At 74.5% G+C, this 20,419-nt stretch carries 17 protein-coding genes and 2 pseudogenes; 7 read left to right on the forward strand and 12 right to left on the reverse strand.

Features of this window, described 5'->3' with window-relative positions:
* Positions 1 to 190 (reverse strand): annotated as a pseudogene (locus ABD353_RS26680) (hypothetical protein); the annotation flags it as partial.
* 244 nt (positions 191 to 434) lie between these two features.
* Between ABD353_RS26680 and hemG the strand changes: the two are divergent.
* Both hemG and hemQ read left to right on the forward strand, forming a co-directional pair.
* The gene (gene hemG, locus ABD353_RS26685; RefSeq protein ID WP_344626222.1) at positions 435 to 1,841 is read left to right on the forward strand and encodes a protoporphyrinogen oxidase; all 1,407 of its coding nucleotides are present in this window, start codon (positions 435 to 437) and stop codon (positions 1,839 to 1,841) included.
* A complete protein-coding gene (hemQ, locus tag ABD353_RS26690; protein ID WP_344626223.1) occupies positions 1,838 to 2,551 on the forward strand; it encodes a hydrogen peroxide-dependent heme synthase in 714 nt (237 codons plus the stop codon). Before hemG ends, hemQ begins: the two co-directional genes overlap by 4 nt.
* A 117-nt stretch (positions 2,552 to 2,668) precedes the next feature.
* Here hemQ and ABD353_RS26695 read toward each other — a convergent pair whose 3' ends face one another.
* From ABD353_RS26695 to ABD353_RS26705, 3 genes and pseudogenes are all read right to left on the reverse strand, one after another.
* Positions 2,669 to 3,439 carry a TIGR04222 domain-containing membrane protein gene (locus tag ABD353_RS26695; RefSeq protein WP_344626224.1) on the reverse strand — a complete coding sequence of 257 codons (771 nt, stop codon included), beginning with the start codon at positions 3,437 to 3,439 and terminating at the stop codon, positions 2,669 to 2,671.
* Between the two features lie 76 nt (positions 3,440 to 3,515).
* On the reverse strand, positions 3,516 to 4,544 hold the full coding sequence (locus tag ABD353_RS26700) for a TIGR04222 domain-containing membrane protein (RefSeq protein WP_344626225.1): 1,029 nt from the start codon (positions 4,542 to 4,544) through the stop codon (positions 3,516 to 3,518).
* A 52-nt stretch (positions 4,545 to 4,596) separates the two neighbouring features.
* Positions 4,597 to 5,947, reverse strand: a pseudogene (locus ABD353_RS26705) (MbnB/TglH/ChrH family RiPP precursor modification enzyme).
* A 207-nt stretch (positions 5,948 to 6,154) separates the two neighbouring features.
* On the opposite strand from ABD353_RS26705, the gene ABD353_RS26710 reads away from it, so the two are divergent.
* Positions 6,155 to 7,066 (forward strand): GNAT family N-acetyltransferase, encoded by a 912-nt coding sequence (locus ABD353_RS26710; protein WP_344626226.1) that lies wholly within the window; start codon positions 6,155 to 6,157, stop codon positions 7,064 to 7,066.
* Between the two features lie 159 nt (positions 7,067 to 7,225).
* On the opposite strand, the gene ABD353_RS26715 is transcribed toward ABD353_RS26710, so the two are convergent.
* The 5 genes from ABD353_RS26715 to ABD353_RS26735 all read right to left on the reverse strand — a co-directional run bounded on the left by ABD353_RS26715 (position 7,226) and on the right by ABD353_RS26735 (position 12,756).
* Positions 7,226 to 9,355, reverse strand: a complete 2,130-nt coding sequence (locus ABD353_RS26715) for a restriction endonuclease (protein ID WP_344626227.1) — start codon at positions 9,353 to 9,355, stop codon at positions 7,226 to 7,228.
* A 127-nt stretch (positions 9,356 to 9,482) separates the two neighbouring features.
* A complete protein-coding gene (gene msrB, locus ABD353_RS26720; RefSeq protein WP_344626228.1) occupies positions 9,483 to 9,887 on the reverse strand; it encodes a peptide-methionine (R)-S-oxide reductase MsrB in 405 nt (134 codons plus the stop codon).
* Between the two features lie 13 nt (positions 9,888 to 9,900).
* Positions 9,901 to 11,307, reverse strand: a complete 1,407-nt coding sequence (murC, locus tag ABD353_RS26725; RefSeq protein ID WP_344626229.1) for a UDP-N-acetylmuramate--L-alanine ligase — start codon at positions 11,305 to 11,307, stop codon at positions 9,901 to 9,903.
* A gap of 90 nt (positions 11,308 to 11,397) precedes the next feature.
* Complete coding sequence (locus ABD353_RS26730; protein WP_344626230.1) at positions 11,398 to 11,856, reverse strand: indole-3-glycerol phosphate synthase; 459 nt, start codon at positions 11,854 to 11,856, stop codon at positions 11,398 to 11,400.
* A gap of 111 nt (positions 11,857 to 11,967) precedes the next feature.
* Positions 11,968 to 12,756, reverse strand: a complete 789-nt coding sequence (locus tag ABD353_RS26735; protein WP_344626231.1) for a dihydrofolate reductase family protein — start codon at positions 12,754 to 12,756, stop codon at positions 11,968 to 11,970.
* Here ABD353_RS26735 and zapE point away from each other — a divergent pair.
* The 4 genes from zapE (at position 12,755) to ABD353_RS26755 (ending at position 18,110) form a co-directional block, all read left to right on the forward strand.
* Complete coding sequence (gene zapE / locus ABD353_RS26740; protein ID WP_425555254.1) at positions 12,755 to 13,858, forward strand: cell division protein ZapE; 1,104 nt, start codon at positions 12,755 to 12,757, stop codon at positions 13,856 to 13,858. The two genes, ABD353_RS26735 and zapE, sit on opposite strands and share 2 nt — an antisense overlap.
* Before the next feature lie 73 nt (positions 13,859 to 13,931).
* The gene (gene uvrB, locus ABD353_RS26745; RefSeq protein ID WP_344626233.1) at positions 13,932 to 16,025 is read left to right on the forward strand and encodes an excinuclease ABC subunit UvrB; all 2,094 of its coding nucleotides are present in this window, start codon (positions 13,932 to 13,934) and stop codon (positions 16,023 to 16,025) included.
* Positions 16,026 to 16,276: 251 nt separating this feature from the next.
* Positions 16,277 to 16,861, forward strand: coding sequence for a TerD family protein (locus ABD353_RS26750; protein ID WP_344626234.1), 585 nt, complete (start codon positions 16,277 to 16,279; stop codon positions 16,859 to 16,861).
* 259 nt (positions 16,862 to 17,120) lie between these two features.
* Positions 17,121 to 18,110 (forward strand): TerC family protein, encoded by a 990-nt coding sequence (locus tag ABD353_RS26755; RefSeq protein ID WP_344626235.1) that lies wholly within the window; start codon positions 17,121 to 17,123, stop codon positions 18,108 to 18,110.
* 43 nt (positions 18,111 to 18,153) lie between these two features.
* Here ABD353_RS26755 and ABD353_RS26760 read toward each other — a convergent pair whose 3' ends face one another.
* From ABD353_RS26760 to ABD353_RS26770, 3 genes are all read right to left on the reverse strand, one after another.
* Positions 18,154 to 18,768, reverse strand: a complete 615-nt coding sequence (locus ABD353_RS26760; RefSeq protein ID WP_344626236.1) for a class IV adenylate cyclase — start codon at positions 18,766 to 18,768, stop codon at positions 18,154 to 18,156.
* 7 nt (positions 18,769 to 18,775) lie between these two features.
* Positions 18,776 to 19,429, reverse strand: coding sequence for an MBL fold metallo-hydrolase (locus ABD353_RS26765; protein ID WP_344626237.1), 654 nt, complete (start codon positions 19,427 to 19,429; stop codon positions 18,776 to 18,778).
* Positions 19,430 to 19,514: 85 nt separating this feature from the next.
* Positions 19,515 to 20,300 (reverse strand): maleylpyruvate isomerase family mycothiol-dependent enzyme, encoded by a 786-nt coding sequence (locus ABD353_RS26770; RefSeq protein WP_344626238.1) that lies wholly within the window; start codon positions 20,298 to 20,300, stop codon positions 19,515 to 19,517.
* Positions 20,301 to 20,419: the final 119 nt, after the last annotated feature.

The raw sequence follows: 20,419 nt of genomic DNA on the forward strand, positions 1-20,419 counted from the left end.
CCCCCGCCCCGGCCGCGCCCCCGCCCGCGGTCGGGGCGGCCTTCTGCGCCGCCGCCCGGGCGGGTGCCGCGGCGTCCGAGGAGGAACGGCCGCCGCCCTCCGCACCGCAGCCGCTCAGCAGCAGCACCGCCGCCAGCGCGGTGCCCGCCAGCACCCGTCTGCCCGCGCGTCCCGTGTCCGTGCGCCCCATGTCCGTCCTCCCCTGGTCCCTCCGCGCGGTCTTCCGCGCCGGTCGCACCATTGGACGCGCCCGCGGCCCGTCCGGACCCGTCCCGGCGGTCCCGAACGGGTCACGGTCCGGCCTCGCCCCGGTGTACACCGCCCGTGCGGGGAAGCGGAGTTGACGGGCCGCCGACAGTCCGGCCGGGACGGACCGGCCGCGGCCGAGCGGGGCACCCCCGGCCCGGGGGTTAAGGAGTGCAAGACTGCGGGACATGGCAGAACCTCATGTCGTGGTGATCGGCGGCGGCATCGCCGGACTCGCCGCAGCGGTGTTCCTGACCGACGGCCCGCACCGGGTCACCGTGCTGGAGGCGTCCGAGCGCTTCGGCGGCAAGCTGATGGCGGGCGAGGTCGGCGGCGTCCGGGTCGACCTCGGCGCCGAGTCGATGCTCGCCCGCCGCCCCGAAGCGGTGGAGCTGGCCCGCGCCGTCGGCCTCGCCGACGAACTGGAGCCGCCCACCGGCGCCAAGGCCGCCATCTGGACCCGCGGCGCCCTGCGCCCGCTGCCCGGCGGCCAGCTGATGGGCGTGCCCGGCGACCTCGACGCGCTGGCCGCCACCGAGGTCCTCTCCGCCGACGGCCTGGACCGCGCCCGCCACGAGCGCCCGACCAGCGTCGGCGAGGACGTCGCGATCGGCGCCTACGTCTCCGCCCGGCTCGGCCGCGAGGTCGTGGATCGGCTCGTCGAACCGCTGCTCGGCGGCGTCTACGCCGGCCACGCCGACGAGATCTCGCTGCGCGCCGCCGTCCCGCAGCTGCTCCCGCTCGCCCGGAGCGGCGGCACCCTGGTCGACGGCGTGCACGAGCTCGTCGGCCGGGCCCGCCCCGACGCCGGCCCGGTCTTCCAGGGCATCCGCGGCGGACTCGGCACCCTGCCGGAGGCCGCCGCGGCCCACCTGCGCCGCGCCGGCGCCGACCTGCGCACCGCGAGCCCCGTCGACGCACTGCGCCGCACCCCCGAGGGCTGGCGGGTGGCCGTCGGCGGCGAGCTGCTGCACGCCGACGCCGTGGTGCTGGCCGTGCCCGCCCCGCAGGCGGCCGCGCTGCTGCGCCCCGACGTCCCCGCCGCCGCGGCCGAGCTGGACGCCGTCGAGTACGCCGGGATGGCCCTGGTCACCATGGCCTTCGAACGCACCGACGCGGCCGCCCTCCCGTACGGCAGCGGCTTCCTGGTCCCGCCCGTGGACGGCCGGGCGATCAAGGCCTCGACCTTCTCCTCCTACAAGTGGGGCTGGCTGGACCGCGCCGCCCCCGGGGCCTTCCTGCTGCGCACCTCGCTCGGCCGGCACCGCGAGGAGGCCGCCCTCGACCTGCCGGACGAGGAGCTCGTCGCCCGCTCGCTGGCCGACCTGGAGCGGGCGACCGGGCTGCGCGCCGCGCCGTTCGCCACCGCGGTCACCCGCTGGCGGGCCGGCCTGCCGCAGTACCCGGTGGGCCACCTGGACCGGACGGCCCGGGTCCGCCGGCTGGTCGCGCAGGCCGGCCGGCTGGCGGTCTGCGGCGCCGCCTACGACGGCGTGGGCATCCCTGCCTGCATCGGCAGCGCCCGCCGCGCCGTCAACGACTTGTTGACCCCGGCGGACGGCGCCGGGGCCCCGGAAGGGACAATGAGGACATGACTGAGAGCACTGAACAGCAGCCCGTGAAGAAGAAGGCCCGCGACCTCAACCAGGTCATCCGCTACACCATGTGGTCGGTGTTCAAGCTCAAGGGCGAGCTGCCCGAGGACCGTGCCGCCCTGGCCGCCGAGGTGGACGAGCTCTTCGCCCAGCTCGCCGCCAAGGACGTCACCGTGCGCGGCACCTACGACGTGTCCGGCCTGCGCGCCGACGCGGACGTCATGGTCTGGTGGCACGCCGAGGACTCGGACGACCTGCAGGAGGCGTACAACCGCTTCCGCCGCACCGCCGTCGGCCGCGTGCTGGAGCCGGTCTGGTCGAACATGGCGCTGCACCGCCCGGCCGAGTTCAACAAGTCGCACATCCCGGCGTTCCTCGCCGACGAGCGCGCCCGCGACTACGTCTGCGTCTACCCGTTCGTCCGCTCCTACGAGTGGTACCTGCTGCCCGACGAGGAGCGCCGCGCCATGCTCGCCGAGCACGGCAAGATGGCCCGCGGCTACCCGGACGTCCGGGCCAACACGGTCGCCTCCTTCGCCCTCGGCGACTACGAGTGGCTGCTCGCCTTCGAGGCCGACGAGCTGCACCGGATCGTCGACCTGATGCGCGACCTGCGCCCGTCCCGGGCCCGGCTGCACGTCCGCGAGGAGGTGCCGTTCTTCACCGGCCGCCGCAAGCCGGTCGCCGAGCTCCTCGCCGGCCTGGTCTGAGCCGCGCCGGTCGGCTGCGGCCCGGTCGGCGGCGGCCCGATCGGCGGCGGCCCGATCGGTTGCGGCCCGGTCGAGGCCGGCCCGGCCGGTTGCTGCCCTGCGGGCGGCGCCGCGGACTCAGGTCCGCAGCGCCGCCCGCAGCCGTTCGTCGGTCAGCGCGGCCGGGCCGACCATCGCCACCGCGGTGAGCAGCGCCTGCTCCGGGTCGCGGGTGTGGCCGAGCTGCCGGGGCACCCGCGCGGTGCGCAGCACCTCCAGGCCGGCGGGCGCGGCGAACCGGGTGTAGGTGTGCACGTCCACCCGGGCCATCAGCAGGGTGCCGCAGGTGAGGATCAGCGGCAGCGAGAACCAGGCGATCGCCGCACTGGCGTCCCCGGTGCCGGGGGCGGCGAGGGCGAGCGAGGCGGCCAGCAGCAGGACGCACAGCAGCAGCGCCATCCGGACCTGCCGCACCGCCCGCGAGGTGTCCCGGCGGACGGTCTCCGGCGTCGCCAGGCCGGCCCGGGCGAGGCGGTCGCCGATCTCCCGCACGGTCGGGTGCGCCGCCAGCGAGGCCCGCAGCGGCCCCGTCCGGCACTGGCCCTCGGGGCCGATCTGCTCGATCAGCGCCCGCTCCAGCCGACTGCGGCCGCGCGGGTCGACCACGGTCGTCCAGCCGGTGTGCGCGAGGTGCAGCCGGCCGCGGCCGGCCATCAGCACCAGCGCCAGCTCCACCACCCGGCCCGGTCCACCGGCCAGGTAGGCGGTCTCGTACAGGCCGATCCCCACCGCCTCGGGGGGCCGGGGGCCGAAGCCGTCGAGCAGGTCGGCCCTGGTGGCGACCCGGACCAGCTGCAGGCAGGAGAACGCCGCAGCGGCGCAGGCCGGGATCAGGAGGAGCACCCACATGGGGCTGTTCTAGTCCCGGCAGGGGCGGGCGGGGAACACGTGCCCCGCCCGCGATACGAAACTGTGACAAGCCGGGTCAGGAGCTGCCGCATCCTCCGCCGCCGCAGCTGGAGCCGCAGGAGCTCCCCGACGAGCAGGAGCTGCCCGAGGATCCGCACGAGCTCCCGGACGAACCGCAGCCCGACGAGGAGCCGCAACTGGACGAGGAGGACCCGCAGCTGGACGAGCCGCAGCTCGACGAGGAACCGCTGTCCGAGCCGGAGCCGCACCAGGTCGCGGTGGAGCAGGACGAGGACGACGAGGCCGAGGACGAGGACGAGGAGGCGAGCTGCCGGGCGGTCAGCGCCGCCCGCATCTCCTCGTCCAGCTCGTCGGTGCCCTCCAGGGCCAGCGCGCCGAGCACCGTCAGCGCGGCGACGGGCGCCACCACGTCGTACGGGCGCCAGGCGCCGCCCTCCTTCATCATCGACAGCTGGCGGCGGCCCGCCGGGGTGACCCGGCCGCGGTCCGGCCTGGTCGCCACCATGGAGACCACGCCGGCCACCAGCAGCACCGCGAACGGGAAGACCGGCGGCGGGCCGGTGTACCGGCCGTTGAAGGTGCGGTCCGTCCAGTCGACCATCGCGAACACGCCGAGCACCACCGTCGCCAGCAGCGCCAGGCCCATCACCCGGCGGGCCCGCACCACCGCGCGGTGCCGGTCCGGCCGGCGCATCAGGCCGCGGTCGGCCAGCCGGTCGCCGATCTCCTGCACGGCGGCGCTGCGCGCCACCTGGCGGCGCAGCACGTCGGCGTCCTGCTGCCGGCCGGGTCCGGCCGCGTCGATCAGCGCCGCCTCCACGGCGTCCCGCGGCGCCGGGTCGGTGACGGTGACCAGGCCGGACCGCGCCACGATCACCCGGCCCTCCTGCTGCATCCGCACCAGGGCGGTGACCGCGACCCGGGTCGGGCCGCCGGCCAGGAAGGCCGTCTCCATCAGTTCCAGGCCGCGCCCGGACAAGCCCTGCGGGTGGGGCACCCGGCGCAGCCGCGCCCGGGTGACACCCACTGCCGTCCCGGTGACCAGCACCAGGACGAGGGCCACGGTGAACTCCGTGCTCCACATCGTTGTCTCCCCCGTGGGTCGAACGGGTCCGGTGGACCCGGTGGTGCCGTGCTCAGCCCCGGGACGGGGCCGGCCGGCCGTGGGTGGCCGCGCCGCCGCGGCGGCGCAGGCGGTCGTGCACCGCGCGGGCCAGCACCGCCCGGCCCGCCCGCAGCGGACCCGGGGCGTGCGTGTCGGCCGCGGGCCGCAGCCAGTGCTCCAGTTCGTCCCGCCAGGCGGCGGCCGGGTCCGCGGCCAGCGCCCAGGCGGCGAACTCCCGTGCGTCGGCCCGGTACCCGCCGCGCTGCGGGCCCTGCCGGGCGTACCGCTCGAACAGCGGGCGCCAGTCGGCGCCGAGAATCCGGGCCGGCTCGGGCACCACCCGCGCGGTGGTGTCCCGCCGTTTGGCGAGCAGCCCGCGGGCCTGGGTGGCGACCTGCGCCGGGTCGAAGCCCTCCGGTACCGGACCGCCCGCGACCAGCGCGGCCATCAGCCCGGTCTGCCGCTCGGCGAGCCGGGCCCGGGCCACGGCCAGCTCGGCGTCGTCCCCGCGCAGCAGGTACTCGTCGGGTTCAGCCACCGTGCCGCACCCCCTCGGCGAGCGGGGCCCGCTCCAGGACGGCCCGGATCGCGTCGAGTTCACCGGCCAGCTCGGCCGGCGGCGGGAAGGCGTCGTCGCGCTCCAGCAGCACACCGGGCGGCACCGCGCGCCCACACAGTTCGGCGAGCACCTCCAGCACCGGCTCGGTGACCGGGTGGGCGTGGGTGTCGTGCCAGACGCCGTCCCGCTCCACCCCGCCGGCGACGTGCACGTAGGCGAGGGCCTCCAGCGGCAGCCGGGCCAGTTCGGCGGTGACGTCCAGGCCCAGGTTGACCCGGTTGGTGTGCAGGTTGGCGACGTCCACCAGCAGCCGCACGCCCGTCCGCTCCACCAGCTCGGCGAGGAACTCGCCCTCGGTCAGCTCGTCGTCCGGCCAGCGCAGGTGGGCCGCGATGTTCTCCAGGGCCAGCGGCACCGGCAACTGCTCCTGCGCGATCCGGACGTTCTCCGCGACCACCCGCAGCGCGTCCCGCGACCGCGGCACCGGCAACAGGTGGCCGGACTCCATCCCGCCCGCCCGGACGAACGCCAGGTGCTCGGTGACCAGCGGCGCACCGAGCGCCTCGGCCACCCCGGCCAGCCGCTCCAGCCGGTGCGCGGCCGGCGGCTCGGCGCCCCCGAGGCCCAGCGACACCCCGTGCGGGACGACCGTGACGCCGCGCTCCCGCAGTACCTCCAGCGAACGCGGCAGGTGACCGGCGCAGACGTTCTCCGCGACCACCTCCACCCAGTCCACGCCGGGCAGCCGCTCGACCGCGGTGTCGATCTCCGCCCGCCAGCCGATCCCCACCCCCAGCCGGGGCGACTCCGTCGAGTGCGCCATGCGCGCTCCCCCCTCTCCTGCGTCCCGTGCTGCCTGTGTCCGCTGCTGAGGGTGTACCGGCCGGACACGGCTGCCAACCACCGGCAGCCGAACTCAGAGCTGAACTTGAGCTTTCTCCGCGGTGCCACCCGATTCGCGGGCAACTCCCGCCCTGGAGGCCGATATTCGAGGGCGCGGAGGCGGCCGAGTCGTTAACGTGACGTGTCTATGACGCTCACGATCCGCGCCTTCCGGCCCGACGACGCGACAGCGGCCTGCGCCGCCCTGCGCGCCGGCCGCCCGTATCTTGTCACCACCCCCGAGACGGTCGCCTGGCAGGTCGCCGCCCAGCCCCACCTGCGGATGCTGCTCGCCGAGGCGGACGGGCGGATCGTCGCCACCGCCCGGTTCGGCGCCTACCCCGACAGCGAGGAACCCGGCCACGGCTTCGCCGCCGTCCACGTCGTCCCCGGACACCGCGGGCAGGGCACCGGTACCGCCCTGCTCACCGCCACCGAGGAGGCGCTCGCCGCCGAAGGCGTCCGGCACGCGCACTGCTGGGTGGACGACGAACCGGCGGCGCACGGCTTCGCCACCGCCCGCGGCTACACCCGCGGCCGGGTCGCCTACTTCGCCGGACGCGACCTCACCGCCCCGCTGCCGCCACTGCCGGCCCGCCCGCCCGGCGTCGAACTGCGCACCGCCGCCGAGTACGCGGACGACCCGCATCCGCTCTACCTGGTCGACGTCGAGGGCACCCGGGACGAACCCGGCGACGTCGACCTCGCCGACCAGGGCTACGCCTCCTGGCTGGCCGAGATCTGGCACCGGCCCGACCTCGACCGCGAGCTCACCACCGTGGTGCTCGCCGACGGACGGCCGGTCGGCTTCTCCGCCGCACAGACCGACGGCGAGGGCCGCTACTGGTCGTCCTTCACCACCACCGTCCGGGCCCACCGCGGCCGCGGCCTCGCCAAACTCGCCAAGGCCGACTCCCTGCACCGGGCCCGCGCGGCCGGCATCACCGCCGCCTTCACCCACAACGACGGCGGCAACGCCCCGATGCTGGCGGTCAACGACTGGCTCGGGTACGAGCGCTGCGCCGCCGAATGGAAGTACAGCCGCGAACTCACTGCGTGAGCCGACACGGGGGCGCTGGGGGCACCTCCCGGCCGAAGGCTGGGGGCGGAACTGCGCAGTCCGAGTGCGGCTGTCACCACGGATTTGGGCCGACCCCGATCCGTACGGTGGCCCGCATCCGAATTGCGCAGTTCCCCGCGCCCCTGGGGTGTCGCCCCCTCAGCCGACGTCGACGCCGTGGGCGCGGGCGAGGCCGGCGAGGCCGTCCGCCCAGCCCTGGCCGACCGCGCGGACCTTCCACACCTCGGGGCCGCCGGCCGGCCGGTGCCGGTAGACCTCGGCGACCAGCATCGCCGACACCGCGGGGTCGGACGGCGGGCGGAACGACCAGGCGGTGCCGTCCTCGGTGTGCAGCAGCAGGTCCGCGTCGGTGAGTCCGGCGCAGGTCAGCCCGGTGTCGGCGTCCATGTTGACGGAGACGGCGACCCGGTGGACCTCCGGCGGGAGGTCGGCCGGCCGCAGCACCGCCGACTCGGTGCGCCGCCCGTCCGCGGCGGCCTTCTCGCCGAGCAGCACCGCCCCGTCCGCGGCGCTGCGCTGGTGGTAGAAGACGAAGTCGCCGTCGGAGCGGACCAGGCCCTCGGCGGTGAGCAGCAGCAGCGTCAGGTCGGCGTCCGCGCCGGCGGAGGAGAAGCGGACGGTCAGCGCGGCGAGCGCGCTCTCCGGCAGCACCGCGTTCTGTCCGGGCGCGAGCACCGTCGGCACCGCGGCCGCCGCGGGCACGGCGGGTGCCGGCCGCCGCCCGGTGCCGCGGCCCGCCGTGCCGTCCGTCCCGAGCCGTCCGGCGAGTCCGTGCTCGCGGAGCAGGGCGACCAGCATCGGGCCGTCCACCAGGGTCAGCGGCCGGCCCTCGACCCAGCGCCGGGAGCCGGGGCCGAAGCCGGAGGTGGTGACGAGGATGCCGCGGTTGGCGCCGCAGCGGGCCATGGTGGCGTCCAGGTCGCGGACGGCGGTGGGCGGCACGGTGTGCCGGTAGCGCTTGGCCTGGATGACGATCTGCCCGCCGGTGATCGGATCCGGGTCCTCCGCCAGCACGTCGACGCCCTCGTCGCCGCTGCGGGCGGTCGTCCGGGTGCGCAGGCCGCGGCGGCGGAAGAGTTCGGCGATCAGTTCCTCGAAGGCGATCGGGTCCATGGTGAACAGGTCCGGCCCCTCGTCGCCGGCCGGTGCGGCCGCCGCCGCGGGGGCGCCCGTGGCGTGCGGCCGGACGCCCTCCGGCTTGTCCGGGCGCGCGGACAGCCGGCCGTCCAGCGCCTCCACCAGGCAGTCCACGGCCTCCACCCGCTCCAGGTCGAGCGCGAGGAAGTCGGCCCGTTCGGCGGCCACCGAGACCAGGCAGCGGCTCTCCTCCCGGCCGGTCGCCGGGTCGACGGCCTCGACCACGCCGTGCACCACGACGGAGGAGAGCAGGTCCGCGTCGTCCGCCCGGAACGCCTCCGCGAGCACCCGCAGCGCGCACTGCGCCACGGCCTCCCGGTAGAGCGTCCGCCGCTCGCCGGCCGGGCGGGCCACCTCGGCGTCCCGGTCGTCGGCCTTCACGTACCGGTGCCGGGCGACGGCCGGCACCACCGAGAAGTCCGGCAGCGGCCACTCCACGACCAGTTGGCGGGCCCCGGCGTCCCAGCGGGCCTCGGCCGTGTGCGGGAAGCCCTCGGGCCAGTCGTCGCGCCAGCCGAGCGCCGTCTCGAAGTACTCCTCGACGGCCTCCGGGGCGCCCGAGCGCAGTCCGGCCACCAGCTGCCCGGCGTGGGCCGCGAGCTGCTGCCGGGAGGCCAGCCAGCCGTCGAACTCGGCCCGGTACTCGGCGAGCCGGCGCTGCCGTTCCTGCTCGGCGGCCTGCGCCGCGTACCAGTCCTGTTCGAACCGGGCGCGGGCCTGCGCGGCCTGCTCGTCCCACGCCCGCCGGGCCGCCGGGTCGAAGGCCTGCGCGCCCGTCAGCGGCGGTATCAGGTACCAGGACTGGTCGGGCACCGGCACCGGCACGCCCAGCTGACCGGGGGCGAAGGCGGCCGCGGGCGCCGCCAGGTCCGCGGGTGAGAAGGGCCGCCCGCGCAGGCCCGCGGCGAGCGTGCCGCGCAGTGCCGCGACGCGGTCCTCCAGTTCGGCCGTCCGCCGGGCCGCGTCCGCCTCCCGGCTCTGCCGGTACGCCTTCAGCGCCTCGCGCTGGCCCTGGGCGGCCGCCCGTTCCGCCTCCCGGCGGGCCCGCTCGTACTGCCGCTGCGCGGCCGCGTCGGCGCGGCGCTGCGCCTCCTCCCGGCGGTGCTGTTGGCGCTGTGCCTCCGCCAGCATGGCCAGTACTCCGGAAGTGCGACGCCCTGCCACCGTTGTCCTTTCGTGCGGTTCGACCGATGATCAGTCTGGCACGGTGTGGCGCCGCGGTGACAGGGCGTGCGGAGGTGTGCCCCCCGGGCCGGCCCTACTCGGCGGGCCGGAGGGTCAGCGAGATGCTGTTGATGCAGTAGCGCTGGTCGGTCGGGGTCTCGTAGCCCTCGCCCTCGAAGACGTGGCCGAGGTGGCTGCCGCAGCGGGCGCAGCGGACCTCCACCCGGCGCATCCCGAAGGACGTGTCCTGGATGTACTCGACGCGGTCCTCGGCCAGCGGCGCGTAGTACGAGGGCCAGCCGCAGTGGCTCTCGAACTTCGTCTCACTGCTGAAGAGCTCGGCCCCGCAGGCCCGGCAGCCGTACACGCCGACCGTCTTGGTGTCGGTGTACTCGCCGGTGAAGGCGGGCTCGGTGCCGGCCTCGCGGAGCACGCGGTACTCCTCGGGCGACAGCTCGGCACGCCACTCGGCGTCGGTCTTCTGGATCTCGTGGGTCACGGAAGTCCTCCCATCAGGCACCGGGTGCAACGTCCGCGAGGCGGGCGAGAATTTCCGGTCCCAGGTTGGTCACGTCGCCCGCGCCCATGGTGAGCACCAGGTCGCCCGGCTTCGCCAGGGCGGCCATCCGCTCCGGGGCGGCGGCGAAGGCGTGCTCCGCGGCCACGTCGGCGCCGGCCTTCCGGGCGGCGTCGATGATCAGCTCGCTGGTGACGCCGGGGATCGGGTCCTCGCGGGCCGGGTAGATGTCGAGCACCACCGAGGCGTCGGCCATCGCCAGCGCGTCGCCCATCTCCGCGGCCAGCTGCTGGGTGCGGCTGAACAGGTGCGGCTGGAAGACCACCAGCACCCGGCCGGCGCCCGCGGCCTCGCGGATCGCCTCCAGGTCGGCGGCCATCTCGGTCGGGTGGTGCGCGTAGGAGTCGATCACCTGCACACCGGCGGCCTCGCCCTTGAGCTGCAGCCGGCGGCGCACGCCGGTGTAGCTGCCGAGCGCCTTCGCCAGGTCCGCGGCGGGCACGCCGAGCGCCACGCCGGCGGCCAGCGCGGAGACCGCGTTGTGCGCGTAGTGCCGGCCCGGCACGGAGACGGTGAAGGAGAGCTCCTCGCCGCCCAGCTCCACGGTGACCTCGCTGGTCATGCCGCGCGGCGAGACCGAGAGCACCCGCACGTCGGCGTCCTCGGCGGCGCCGACCGTCACCACGTTCAGGCCCACCCGGCCGCGGACCCGGCGGGTCAGCTCCCGGGCGCCCTCGTGGTCGGCGGAGACCACCAGGGTGCCGCCGGGCACGATCCGGCCGACGAAGGTCTCGAAGGACTGGTGGATCTCCTCGATCGAGGCGTAGTTGGCGTGGTGGTCCAGCTCCACGTTGAGGACGATCGCCACCTCGGGCGCGTACTTGTGGAAGCTCCGGTCGCTCTCGTCGGCCTCCGCGACGAAGATGTCGCCGGTGCCGTGGTGCGCGTTGGAGCCCGGCGCGTCCAGGTCGCCGCCGATCGCGTACGAGGGGTCGAGGCCGAGCTCGCCGAGGCTGACCGCCAGCATGCTGGTGGTGGTGGTCTTGCCGTGGGTGCCGGCGACGGCGAGCGCGCGGCGGCCGCCCATCAGCGCGGCGAGGGCGTCGGACCGGTGCACGACCGGGATCCCGCGCTCCCGGGCGGCGGCGAGCTCCGGGTTGTCCGCGCGGATCGCGCTGGAGACGACCACGCTGCTGGTGCCGGCCGGCAGGTTCTCCGCGGCGTGGCCGACGGCGACCTCGGCGCCGAGCGCACGCAGCGCCAGCACCGTCTCGGACTCCTTCGCGTCGCTGCCGGAGACCTTGGCGCCCCGCACCGCGAGGATCTTCGCCAGTCCGGACATCCCGGCGCCGCCGATGCCGATGAAGTGCGGGGCGTGCAGGTCGTGCGCGGCGTCGTTCAAGGGATGCTCCGTACAGCCGGGGACTGGGAGGACGAGAACCGTCCTCGCGGTGGTTCCGCAAGGACGATTCTGCACCACCGGCGGAGGAGCTCAGGAGTCGCTGGCGAACAGCTTGAGCACCGGGACGCCGACCTTGTGCCGCGCCCGCGACGCCCAGTCGCGGTGGAAGAACTCCTCCACGAAGTGCGGCGAGGTCAGCACCAGCACCTCGTCCGCGCCGTGTTCCTCGACCACGCTCCGCAGGCCGTCGAGCGGATTGTCCTCCACCACCCGGCCGGTGGCCTCGGCGCCCGCCTCGCGCAGGTGCCGCAGGCTGTGCTCCAGGGACTCCTCGGCCACCGTGGGCACCGACTCGTCGTCGTGCTCGTGCACCGCCTTGTCGAGATGGCCCAGCGCCACGTCGTCGAGTGCTCTCAACAGCTCGTCCTGTCTTCCTCTCGGCTGCATGAGCACCACGAAGGAGACCTTCTCGTCGCCGTGCAGCGTGGTGACCAGCTCGACGTCCGCGTCGGACAGCGCCTTTTCGATCATCAGTACGGTCTTGAACACGTGAGTCCCTTCGTGCAGTGCAGGCCCCCCGGTCCGCTGCCCTCATCTTGCCCGGCGGAAGCTTTCCTCACGCTGCACACGCACCACACGGGCCACGGCGGCCGCCCGGGGTCACCCCGCGGCCGGACCGGTCGGTCCGTCCTCCACCCGGACGTAGCGGGTGAACAGGAAGCCGCCCTCCTCGATCAGCGACTCCAGCCGCATCGCCCGCACCTGCTCGACCGCGGCGCCGTACGCGATCCTCGGCGCGTCGCCGGCCGTCAGCAGCGGCGCCAGCGACAGGCACAGCTCGTCCAGCAGCCCGGCCGCCGCCAGCCCGCCCAGCAGCCGCGGGCCGCCCTCGGTCAGCTGCCGGGTCCAGCCGCGCGCCGCCAGCGCCGCCACCGCCGCGGCCAGGTCCACCGACCGCTCGCCGGCCACCACCACGTCCGCCACCGCGGCCACCGCCCGGCGCGCCTCGGCCGGGGAGTCCTCCGTGGTGACCACCACCGTGCGCACCAGCGGCTCGGTGAACAGCGGCGCCGAGAGGTCCAGCGCCAGCCGGCGGCTGACCACCGCGACCGCCGGCGCCGGGGCCTGGCCCGCCGCCGCCCGGGCCGCCGCGAACTCCTTCCGCGCCCGGGCCGGCCGGTAGCCCTCCGCCCGGACGGTCTCCGCCCCGACCAGCACCACGTCCGCGAGCGCCCGCAGCACCCCGAAGATCCGCTTGTCCGCGGCGCTCGACAGGCCCTCCGACAGGCCCGCCAGCCGGGCCGAGCCGTCCAGGCTGGACACCATGTTGGCGCGCAGCCACGGCCGCCCCCCGCGCACCCCGTCCGGGTACGCGTACAGCGCGGCGAGCGCCTCCAGCGCGGCCGGGTCGGCGACGGGGGCTGTGAGCGGATTCATCAAGAGCTGCATGGTGGCGAGTCTTCCACGGGGCGTACCCTGTACTACCGTGCCCGCAGCCCCCCACGCCGACGCCACCGCCCCCGAGACGGCCACCGTGACAGCCCTCACCGACCGACGACCGGTCGTGCCCGCCGAGCGCCTGGTGGCCGAGATGGTCCCGCCGCCGCGGTTCGCCGGCGTCAGCTTCGGCAGCTACCTCCCGGACAGCACCCAGCCCAGCCAGTACGAGGCGGTGCAGGTCCTGGAGCAGTTCGCGGCCTCCCTCAACGGCAGCGGCGCGGCCCCGAAGCGCAGCTGGTTCCGGCGCGGTCCCGCCGCCCCGGCCGGCCCGGCCGGCATCTACCTCGACGGCGGCTACGGCGTCGGCAAGACCCACCTGCTCGCCTCGCTCTGGCACGCCACCCCCGGGCCCAAGGCCTTCGGCACCTTCGTCGAGCTGACCAACCTGGTCGGCGCCCTCACCTTCAAGGGCGCCGTCGAGACCCTCTCCGGGCACCGGCTGCTCTGCATCGACGAGTTCGAGCTCGACGACCCGGGCGACACCGTCCTCGTCTCCACCCTGCTCAGCCGCCTCGTGGAGAACGGCGTCAAGCTCGCCGCCACCTCCAACACCCTCCCCGACAAGCTCGGCGAAGGGCGCTTCGCGGCCGCCGACTTCCTCCGCGAGATCCAGGGCCTGGCGGCGCACTTCCGGCCCGTCCGGATCGACGGCCAGGACTACCGCCACCGCGGCCTGCCCGACGCCCCGCCGCCGTACACCGACGACGAGGTCACCGCCCGCGCCGCCACCGCCCCCGGCGCCTCGCTGGACGACTTCGACGCCCTGCTCGAACACCTCAAGAACGTCCACCCGAGCCGGTACGGCGCCATGCTCGACGACGTCCACGCCGTCTTCCTGCGCGGCGTCCGGCCGGTCGACGACCAGTCCACCGCCCTGCGGCTGGTCGTCCTCGCCGACCGCATGTACGACCGGGAACTCCCCGTCACCGCCTCCGGCGTCCCCTTCGACCGGGTCTTCCCCGAGGACATGCTGCGCGGCGGCTACCGCAAGAAGTACCTCCGCGCCGTCTCCCGCCTGGTCGCCCTCGCGCGCGACAGCTCCAAGGGCTGACACCGGTCGCCCGGGCAGGGCCCGGCTCCCCGTACCGCCCAGCACTGTCGGTGCGGGGCCGTACGGTGGAGTGGTGCGCCCCATCACGAGTATCGAGCGGTCCACGACGCCCTTCGAGGTCGTCAGCCCCTACCAGCCCAACGGCGACCAGCCGGCGGCCATCGCCGAGTTGGAGCGCCGCATCCGCGGCGGCGAGAAGGACGTCGTCCTGCTCGGTGCGACCGGCACCGGCAAGTCCGCGACCACGGCGTGGATGATCGAGAAGCTGCAGCGCCCCACCCTGGTGATGGCGCCGAACAAGACGCTGGCGGCCCAGCTGGCCAACGAGTTCCGCGAGCTGCTGCCCAACAACGCGGTCGAGTACTTCGTCTCGTACTACGACTACTACCAGCCCGAGGCGTACGTCCCGCAGACGGACACCTACATCGAGAAGGACTCCTCGATCAACGAGGAGGTCGAGCGGCTGCGGCACTCCGCGACCAACTCCCTGCTGACCCGGCGCGACGTGGTCGTGGTCGCCTCGGTGTCCTGCATCTACGGCCTCGGCACCCCGCAGGAGTACGTCGACCGGATGGTGCCGCTCAAGGTCGGCGAGGAGATCGACCGGGACGCCCTGCTCCGCCGGTTCGTCGACATCCAGTACACCCGCAACGACCTCGCCTTCACCCGGGGCACCTTCCGGGTCCGCGGCGACACGATCGAGATCTTCCCGGTGTACGAGGAGCTCGCCGTCCGGATCGAGATGTTCGGCGACGAGATCGAGGCCCTCTACACGCTGCACCCGCTCACCGGCGAGATCATCAGCCAGGACGACTCGGTCTACGTCTTCCCCGCCTCGCACTACGTCGCCGGCCCGGAGCGGATGGAGCGCGCGGTCAACGACATCGAGAAGGAGCTCGGCGAGCGCCTGGCGGTGCTGGAGAAGCAGGGCAAGCTGCTGGAGGCCCAGCGGCTGCGGATGCGCACCACGTACGACATCGAGATGCTCCGCCAGATCGGCAGCTGCTCCGGCGTCGAGAACTACTCGATGCACTTCGACGGCCGCGAGCCCGGCACCGCGCCGAACACCCTGCTCGACTACTTCCCGGAGGACTTCCTCCTGGTCATCGACGAGTCGCACGTGACGGTGCCGCAGATCGGCGCGATGTACGAGGGCGACGCCTCCCGCAAGCGCACCCTGGTCGACCACGGGTTCCGGCTGCCGTCCGCGATGGACAACCGCCCGCTGAAGTGGGAGGAGTTCCTGGAGCGGATCGGGCAGACGGTCTACCTCTCGGCGACCCCCGGCAAGTACGAGCTGTCCCGCGGCGACGGCGCGGTCCAGCAGATCATCCGCCCGACCGGCCTGATCGACCCCGAGGTGATCGTCAAGCCCACCGAGGGCCAGATCGACGACCTGGTGCACGAGGTCCGCACCCGCGTCGAGCGGGACGAGCGCGTCCTGGTCACCACCCTCACCAAGAAGATGGCCGAGGACCTCACCGACTACATGCTCGGCCTGGACATCCGGGTGCGGTACCTGCACAGCGACATCGACACGCTGCGCCGGGTCGAGCTGCTCCGCGAGCTGCGGGCCGGCGAGTACGACGTGCTGGTGGGCATCAACCTGCTCCGCGAGGGCCTGGACCTGCCCGAGGTGTCGCTGGTGGCGATCCTGGACGCCGACAAGGAGGGCTTCCTGCGGTCGGGCACCTCGCTGATCCAGACCATCGGCCGTGCGGCGCGCAACGTCTCCGGCCAGGTCCACATGTACGCGGACCGGATCACCCCGGCGATGGAGCTGGCGATCGAGGAGACCAACCGGCGCCGGGCCGTGCAGCAGGCGTACAACGAGGCGAACGGCATCGACCCGCAGCCGCTGCGCAAGAAGATCGGCGACATCCTGGACACCCTCGCCCGGGAGGACGTCGACACCGAGCAGCTGCTCTCCACCGGCTACCGCGGGTCGGGCGGCAAGACCCGTACCCCCGTCCCGGCGCTCGGGGCGGACCGCAAGCCGGCCAAGAGCCTGCCCGCGGCCGAGCTGGCCCAGCTCATCCAGGACCTCACCGACCGGATGCACGCCGCCGCCGCCGAGCTGCAGTTCGAGGTGGCCGCCCGGCTGCGCGACGAGGTCGGCGAGCTGAAGAAGGAGCTCCGGCAGATGCGCGAGGCCGGGATGGCCTGAGCCCGCCCGGCCGGACGCGCTCCCACGGGCCGTCCCCGAGCAGGAACACCCTGCATGACATGTGCCCGCAGGCCCTAGGCTGGCCTGCGGGCACCGGTCGTCGAACAGGAGACCAGGCCGCGCGGGCGCGGCGGGCGGCGGCGGTGCGGTCGCAGGGCACTGGGGGCCTCAGCCGGGGGACGGCAACGGGGTGTTCCGTCCGAGCGCGGTGGGACCGCTCCCGCCGGGCCGAGCAGAGAGAGGGAAGCACCGTGTCGGTGAATCTGGCCAAGGGGCAGAGCGTCAGCCTGCAGAAGAGCTCGGGGGAGTCGCTGACGGTCGTGCGGATGGGCCTGGGCTGGCGGGCCGCCGTCCGCAAGGGTCTGTTCGGCAGCCGCAGCCGCAGCCGCCAGGTCGACCTGGACGCCTCGGCCCTGCTGTACGCCGAGCGCACCCCCTCCGACGTGGTGTTCTTCCAGCACCTGGCGAGCAACGACGGCTCGGTCCAGCACACCGGGGACAACCTGACCGGTGGTGCCGGCGGGGGCGACGACGAGGTGATCCTGGTCGACCTGATGCGGGTGCCGGTGCACATCACCCAGATCGTGTTCACCGTCAGCTCGTACACCGGGCAGAGCTTCACCGAGGTGCAGGACGCGCACTGCCGGCTGGTCGACGAGTCCACCGGCCAGGAACTGGCCCGCTACGAGCTGGCGGCGGGCGGCCGGCACACCGGGCAGATCATGGCGAAGGTGTACCGCGAGCCGGAGGGCGGCTGGGCGATGCAGGCGATCGGCGCACCGGCGCGGGCCAGGACCTTCCAGGACATGCTGCCCGCGATCGAGCCCTACCTCTGAGACCGCCGGGGCGTCCGGCGGCACCCCCCGGGCGGCCCCGCCCCCGACGGCTCTTTACCTTCTTTACCTTGTCTTGGGGATTCTGTTAGCCTCGGTGTAGACGGAGGGGAGTACTCCCCAGCGGCAGCCCCGTCATCACGGACGTCCGCCCATCGGGTGTCCCGGGGTGCCGGCCCGCGTGCTCCTTCGGTGAGCCGCAGGGTGGAGGAGACCTCCGGCAGTGACGATGCCTGTTCGCCTACCTGCCGGAGGAGCAGACGTGGACGTTTCCCTTGGCCTGTGGATCGGCACGATCGGGGTGCTGGTCGCCCTGATCGTGGCCGACTTCTTCATCGGCGGCCGCAAACCGCACGAGGTCTCCGTCAAGGAGGCCGGGATCTGGACGGTCGTCTGGATCGTCCTCGCGGTGCTGTTCGGCGCCTTCCTCTGGAAGCAGTACGGATCGCAGCCCGCGAGCGAGTTCTTCGCCGGCTACATCACCGAGAAGTCGCTGAGCGTCGACAACCTCTTCGTCTTCATCCTGATCATGGGCAAGTTCGCGGTGCCGCGGATCTACCAGCAGCGCGTGCTGATGTTCGGCGTGATCATCGCGCTGGTGCTGCGGGCGGTCTTCATCGCCGGCGGCGCGGCCCTGGTCTCCACCTTCTCGTGGGTCTTCTACATCTTCGGCGCCTTCCTCGTCTGGACGGCGTGGAAGCTCATCCAGGACGCCCGCTCCGACGAGGAGGAGGAGTTCGAGGAGAACCGCCTGCTCAAGGCGATCGAGAAGCGCTTCCCGGCGACCGACAAGTACCACGGCACCAAGCTCTTCGTCGTGGAGAACGGCCGCCGGCTGATGACCCCGATGCTGATCGTCATGCTGGCGATCGGCACCACGGACGTGCTCTTCGCCCTGGACTCGATCCCCGCGATCTTCGGCCTGACCCAGGACCCGTACATCGTGTTCACCGCGAACGCCTTCGCGCTGATGGGCCTGCGCCAGCTGTACTTCCTGATCGGCGGCCTGCTGAAGAAGCTGGTCCACCTCGCCTACGGCCTGTCGGTGATCCTCGGCTTCATCGGCGTCAAGCTGGTGCTGCACGCGCTGCACGAGAGCGGCGTGCACGTGCCGGAGGTCAGCATCGGCGTCTCGCTGGGCTTCATCGTGGCGGTGCTCGCCGTCACCACGGTCACCAGCCTGGTCGCCTCCCGCCGGCAGGAGCGCGCGGCCCTCGAAGCGGTGGGCGAGCGCGACGGCGCGGACGTCTGACCCACCCGATCCCGCAGCGGCGGGGTGCGACCGCGGGGACCGGTCACACCCCGCCGCTGCGTCCGCGTGCGGCGGCCACCGCGTCGGTGTACGCCTCGGCCGTGAGGTCCGCGGGCGGCACGCCCAGCTCGGCCAGGACGCCGCGGACGGCCGCCAGGGCCGCCGGCAGCTCGTCCTCCCCACAGACCGTCTCCACCTCCAGGAAGACCCCGGTGAGCTCCGGGACCTCGACCAGGGTGGCCAACAGCTCGCGGCCGTCCCGGCGGAGCGGATGGTTGCGGCAGTGCTTCTCGAAGGCCAGCGCCGGCCGGTAGCCGAGCCCGTGCAGCACCGCCGCGGCGCCCGCCGGGTCGGCGACGGCGGTCTCGGCCTCCGGCTTGGCCCCGGACACCGTGTCGAGGCGGGCGTCCTTCCAGGTCAGCAGGGTGCGGCTGCCCGCCGGGCCGGTGACGGTGCGCAGCCGCAGCTCGCGGTCGCCGCGGGCCAGCGAGCCGTCCGGCAGGTCGTAGTAGGTGTCCCGGTACACCTCGGCCCGGCCGGGGCCGGCCAGCGCGTGGAGCCGGGCCCGGACGGCGGCGGGGTCGCGGACGACGGCCTTGAGCTCGGCCTCGACCGTGCGGCCCGGCGGCGCGCCGCCGCCGTCCCGGTGCGGGGTCACCGGCCGGTCACCAGCCGCGCTCGCGCCACTCGCCGAGGTGCGGGCGCTCGGCGCCGAGCGTGGTGTCGTTGCCGTGGCCGGGGTAGACCCAGGCCTCGTCCGGCAGCACGTCGAAGATCTTCTCGTTGACGTCGCGGAAGAGGCTGGCGAAGGCCTCCGGGTCCTTCCAGGTGTTGCCGACGCCGCCGGGGAAGAGGCAGTCGCCGGTGAACACGTGCGGATGGCCCTGCGGGTCGTCGTAGACCAGCACGATCGCGCCGGGGGTGTGGCCGACGAGCTTGCGCACGGTGAGCTCGACCTGGCCGACCCGCAGCACGTCGCCGTCGTCCAGCAGCAGCTCGGTGGGGACGTCGATGGCCTCGGCGTCGATCCGGCCGGCCGCGGTGCGGGCGCCGGTGGCGGCCACCACCTCGGCCAGCGCGGCCCAGTGGTCGTGGTGCCGGTGGGTGGTCACCACCGTGGCCAGGGTGTCGCCGACCGTCTCCAGCAGGGTGGGCGCGTCGGCCGCCGCGTCGATCAGCAGCTGCTCGTCGGTGGCGCGGCAGCGCAGCAGGTAGGCGTTGTTGTCGTACGGCCCGACCGCCACCTTGGTGACGATCAGGTGGGCGAGCTCCCGCACGTCGGGCGGGCCGCCGACCTTGACCGCTCCGTGGTAGGACATCGCTACGCTCCTCGATCGTCGGGGCCGGGCACCGCGGCGCGGCCGGGTGCCGGCTGAAGGTCCGTCACCTGCAATCATCGCCTGTTCAGTTCAGCGGCGGAAGCTGCGGCAGCACGGTCCTCGGGTCGGGCAGCAGCACACCGGCCCGGTGCACCTGCAGGCCGTCGCCGTCGGAGCGGCCGGAGAGCCAGGCGGTGAGCGCCCGGACGGGGCCCTCCACGGCCAGCTCGGGGCCGGCCGGCTCGCCGATCCTGGCCCGGGTCCCGGTGTCCTCGGCGGTCAGCGCGACGCCGGGCAGCCCCTCGGCGCCGTCCAGCCGGGCGGCGAGGCGGGCCAGCTCGGCCGAGGCGAAGGACTCCGGCCAGTGCGCGGGGGTGTACCCGGCGTCCAGGTCGACGTGGTGGTACTCGACCTCCATCAGCCGCTTCCAGGGCACGTCGTACGCGGGGAAGACGTAGCCGGTGCGGTGCCGCAGCGGCACCGTCCAGGCGGTGTCCGGCAGGCTCTCGGCGGCCGCGGCCAGCCGCTCGGAGCTCCGCCGCAGGTCGGCCAGCTGCTCGTCGAGCGGGCGGCCGGCGCCGTCCCGGATGCCCTGCTCGCGCGCCTCCGGGCTCGCGTACTGGGGGACGTCGACGCCGGTGCGGGCGGTCTCCAGCAGGTTCACCAGGGAGTCGGCGTTGCGCGAGAGGTGGGCCAGCACGTGGCCGCGGGTCCAGCCGGGCAGTGCGGAGGGGCCGCCGAGGGCGTCCGGGCCGAGGTCGGCGACGGTGCGCAGCAGGTGGCCGGTGCCCTCGGCGACGGCCTTGAGGCTCTCGGCGGCCCTGGCCGCGGCCTCCTCGGGCGGGATGCCGGCGGATGCGGGGTCGGTCATGGCGGTCTCCCGGGTGGTGCGGTGGTGCGTCCGGCGTTTCCCCTCGGGGCCGCCGGTCGTTGTCACGGCGACGCTACCGCCCGTCGACCGCGCCGAGCTGGGGCTTTCCCCGCCTTGAT

Source organism: Kitasatospora arboriphila, from assembly GCF_039528095.1.
In the GTDB taxonomy this organism is placed as follows: Bacteria; Actinomycetota; Actinomycetes; order Streptomycetales; family Streptomycetaceae; genus Kitasatospora; species Kitasatospora arboriphila.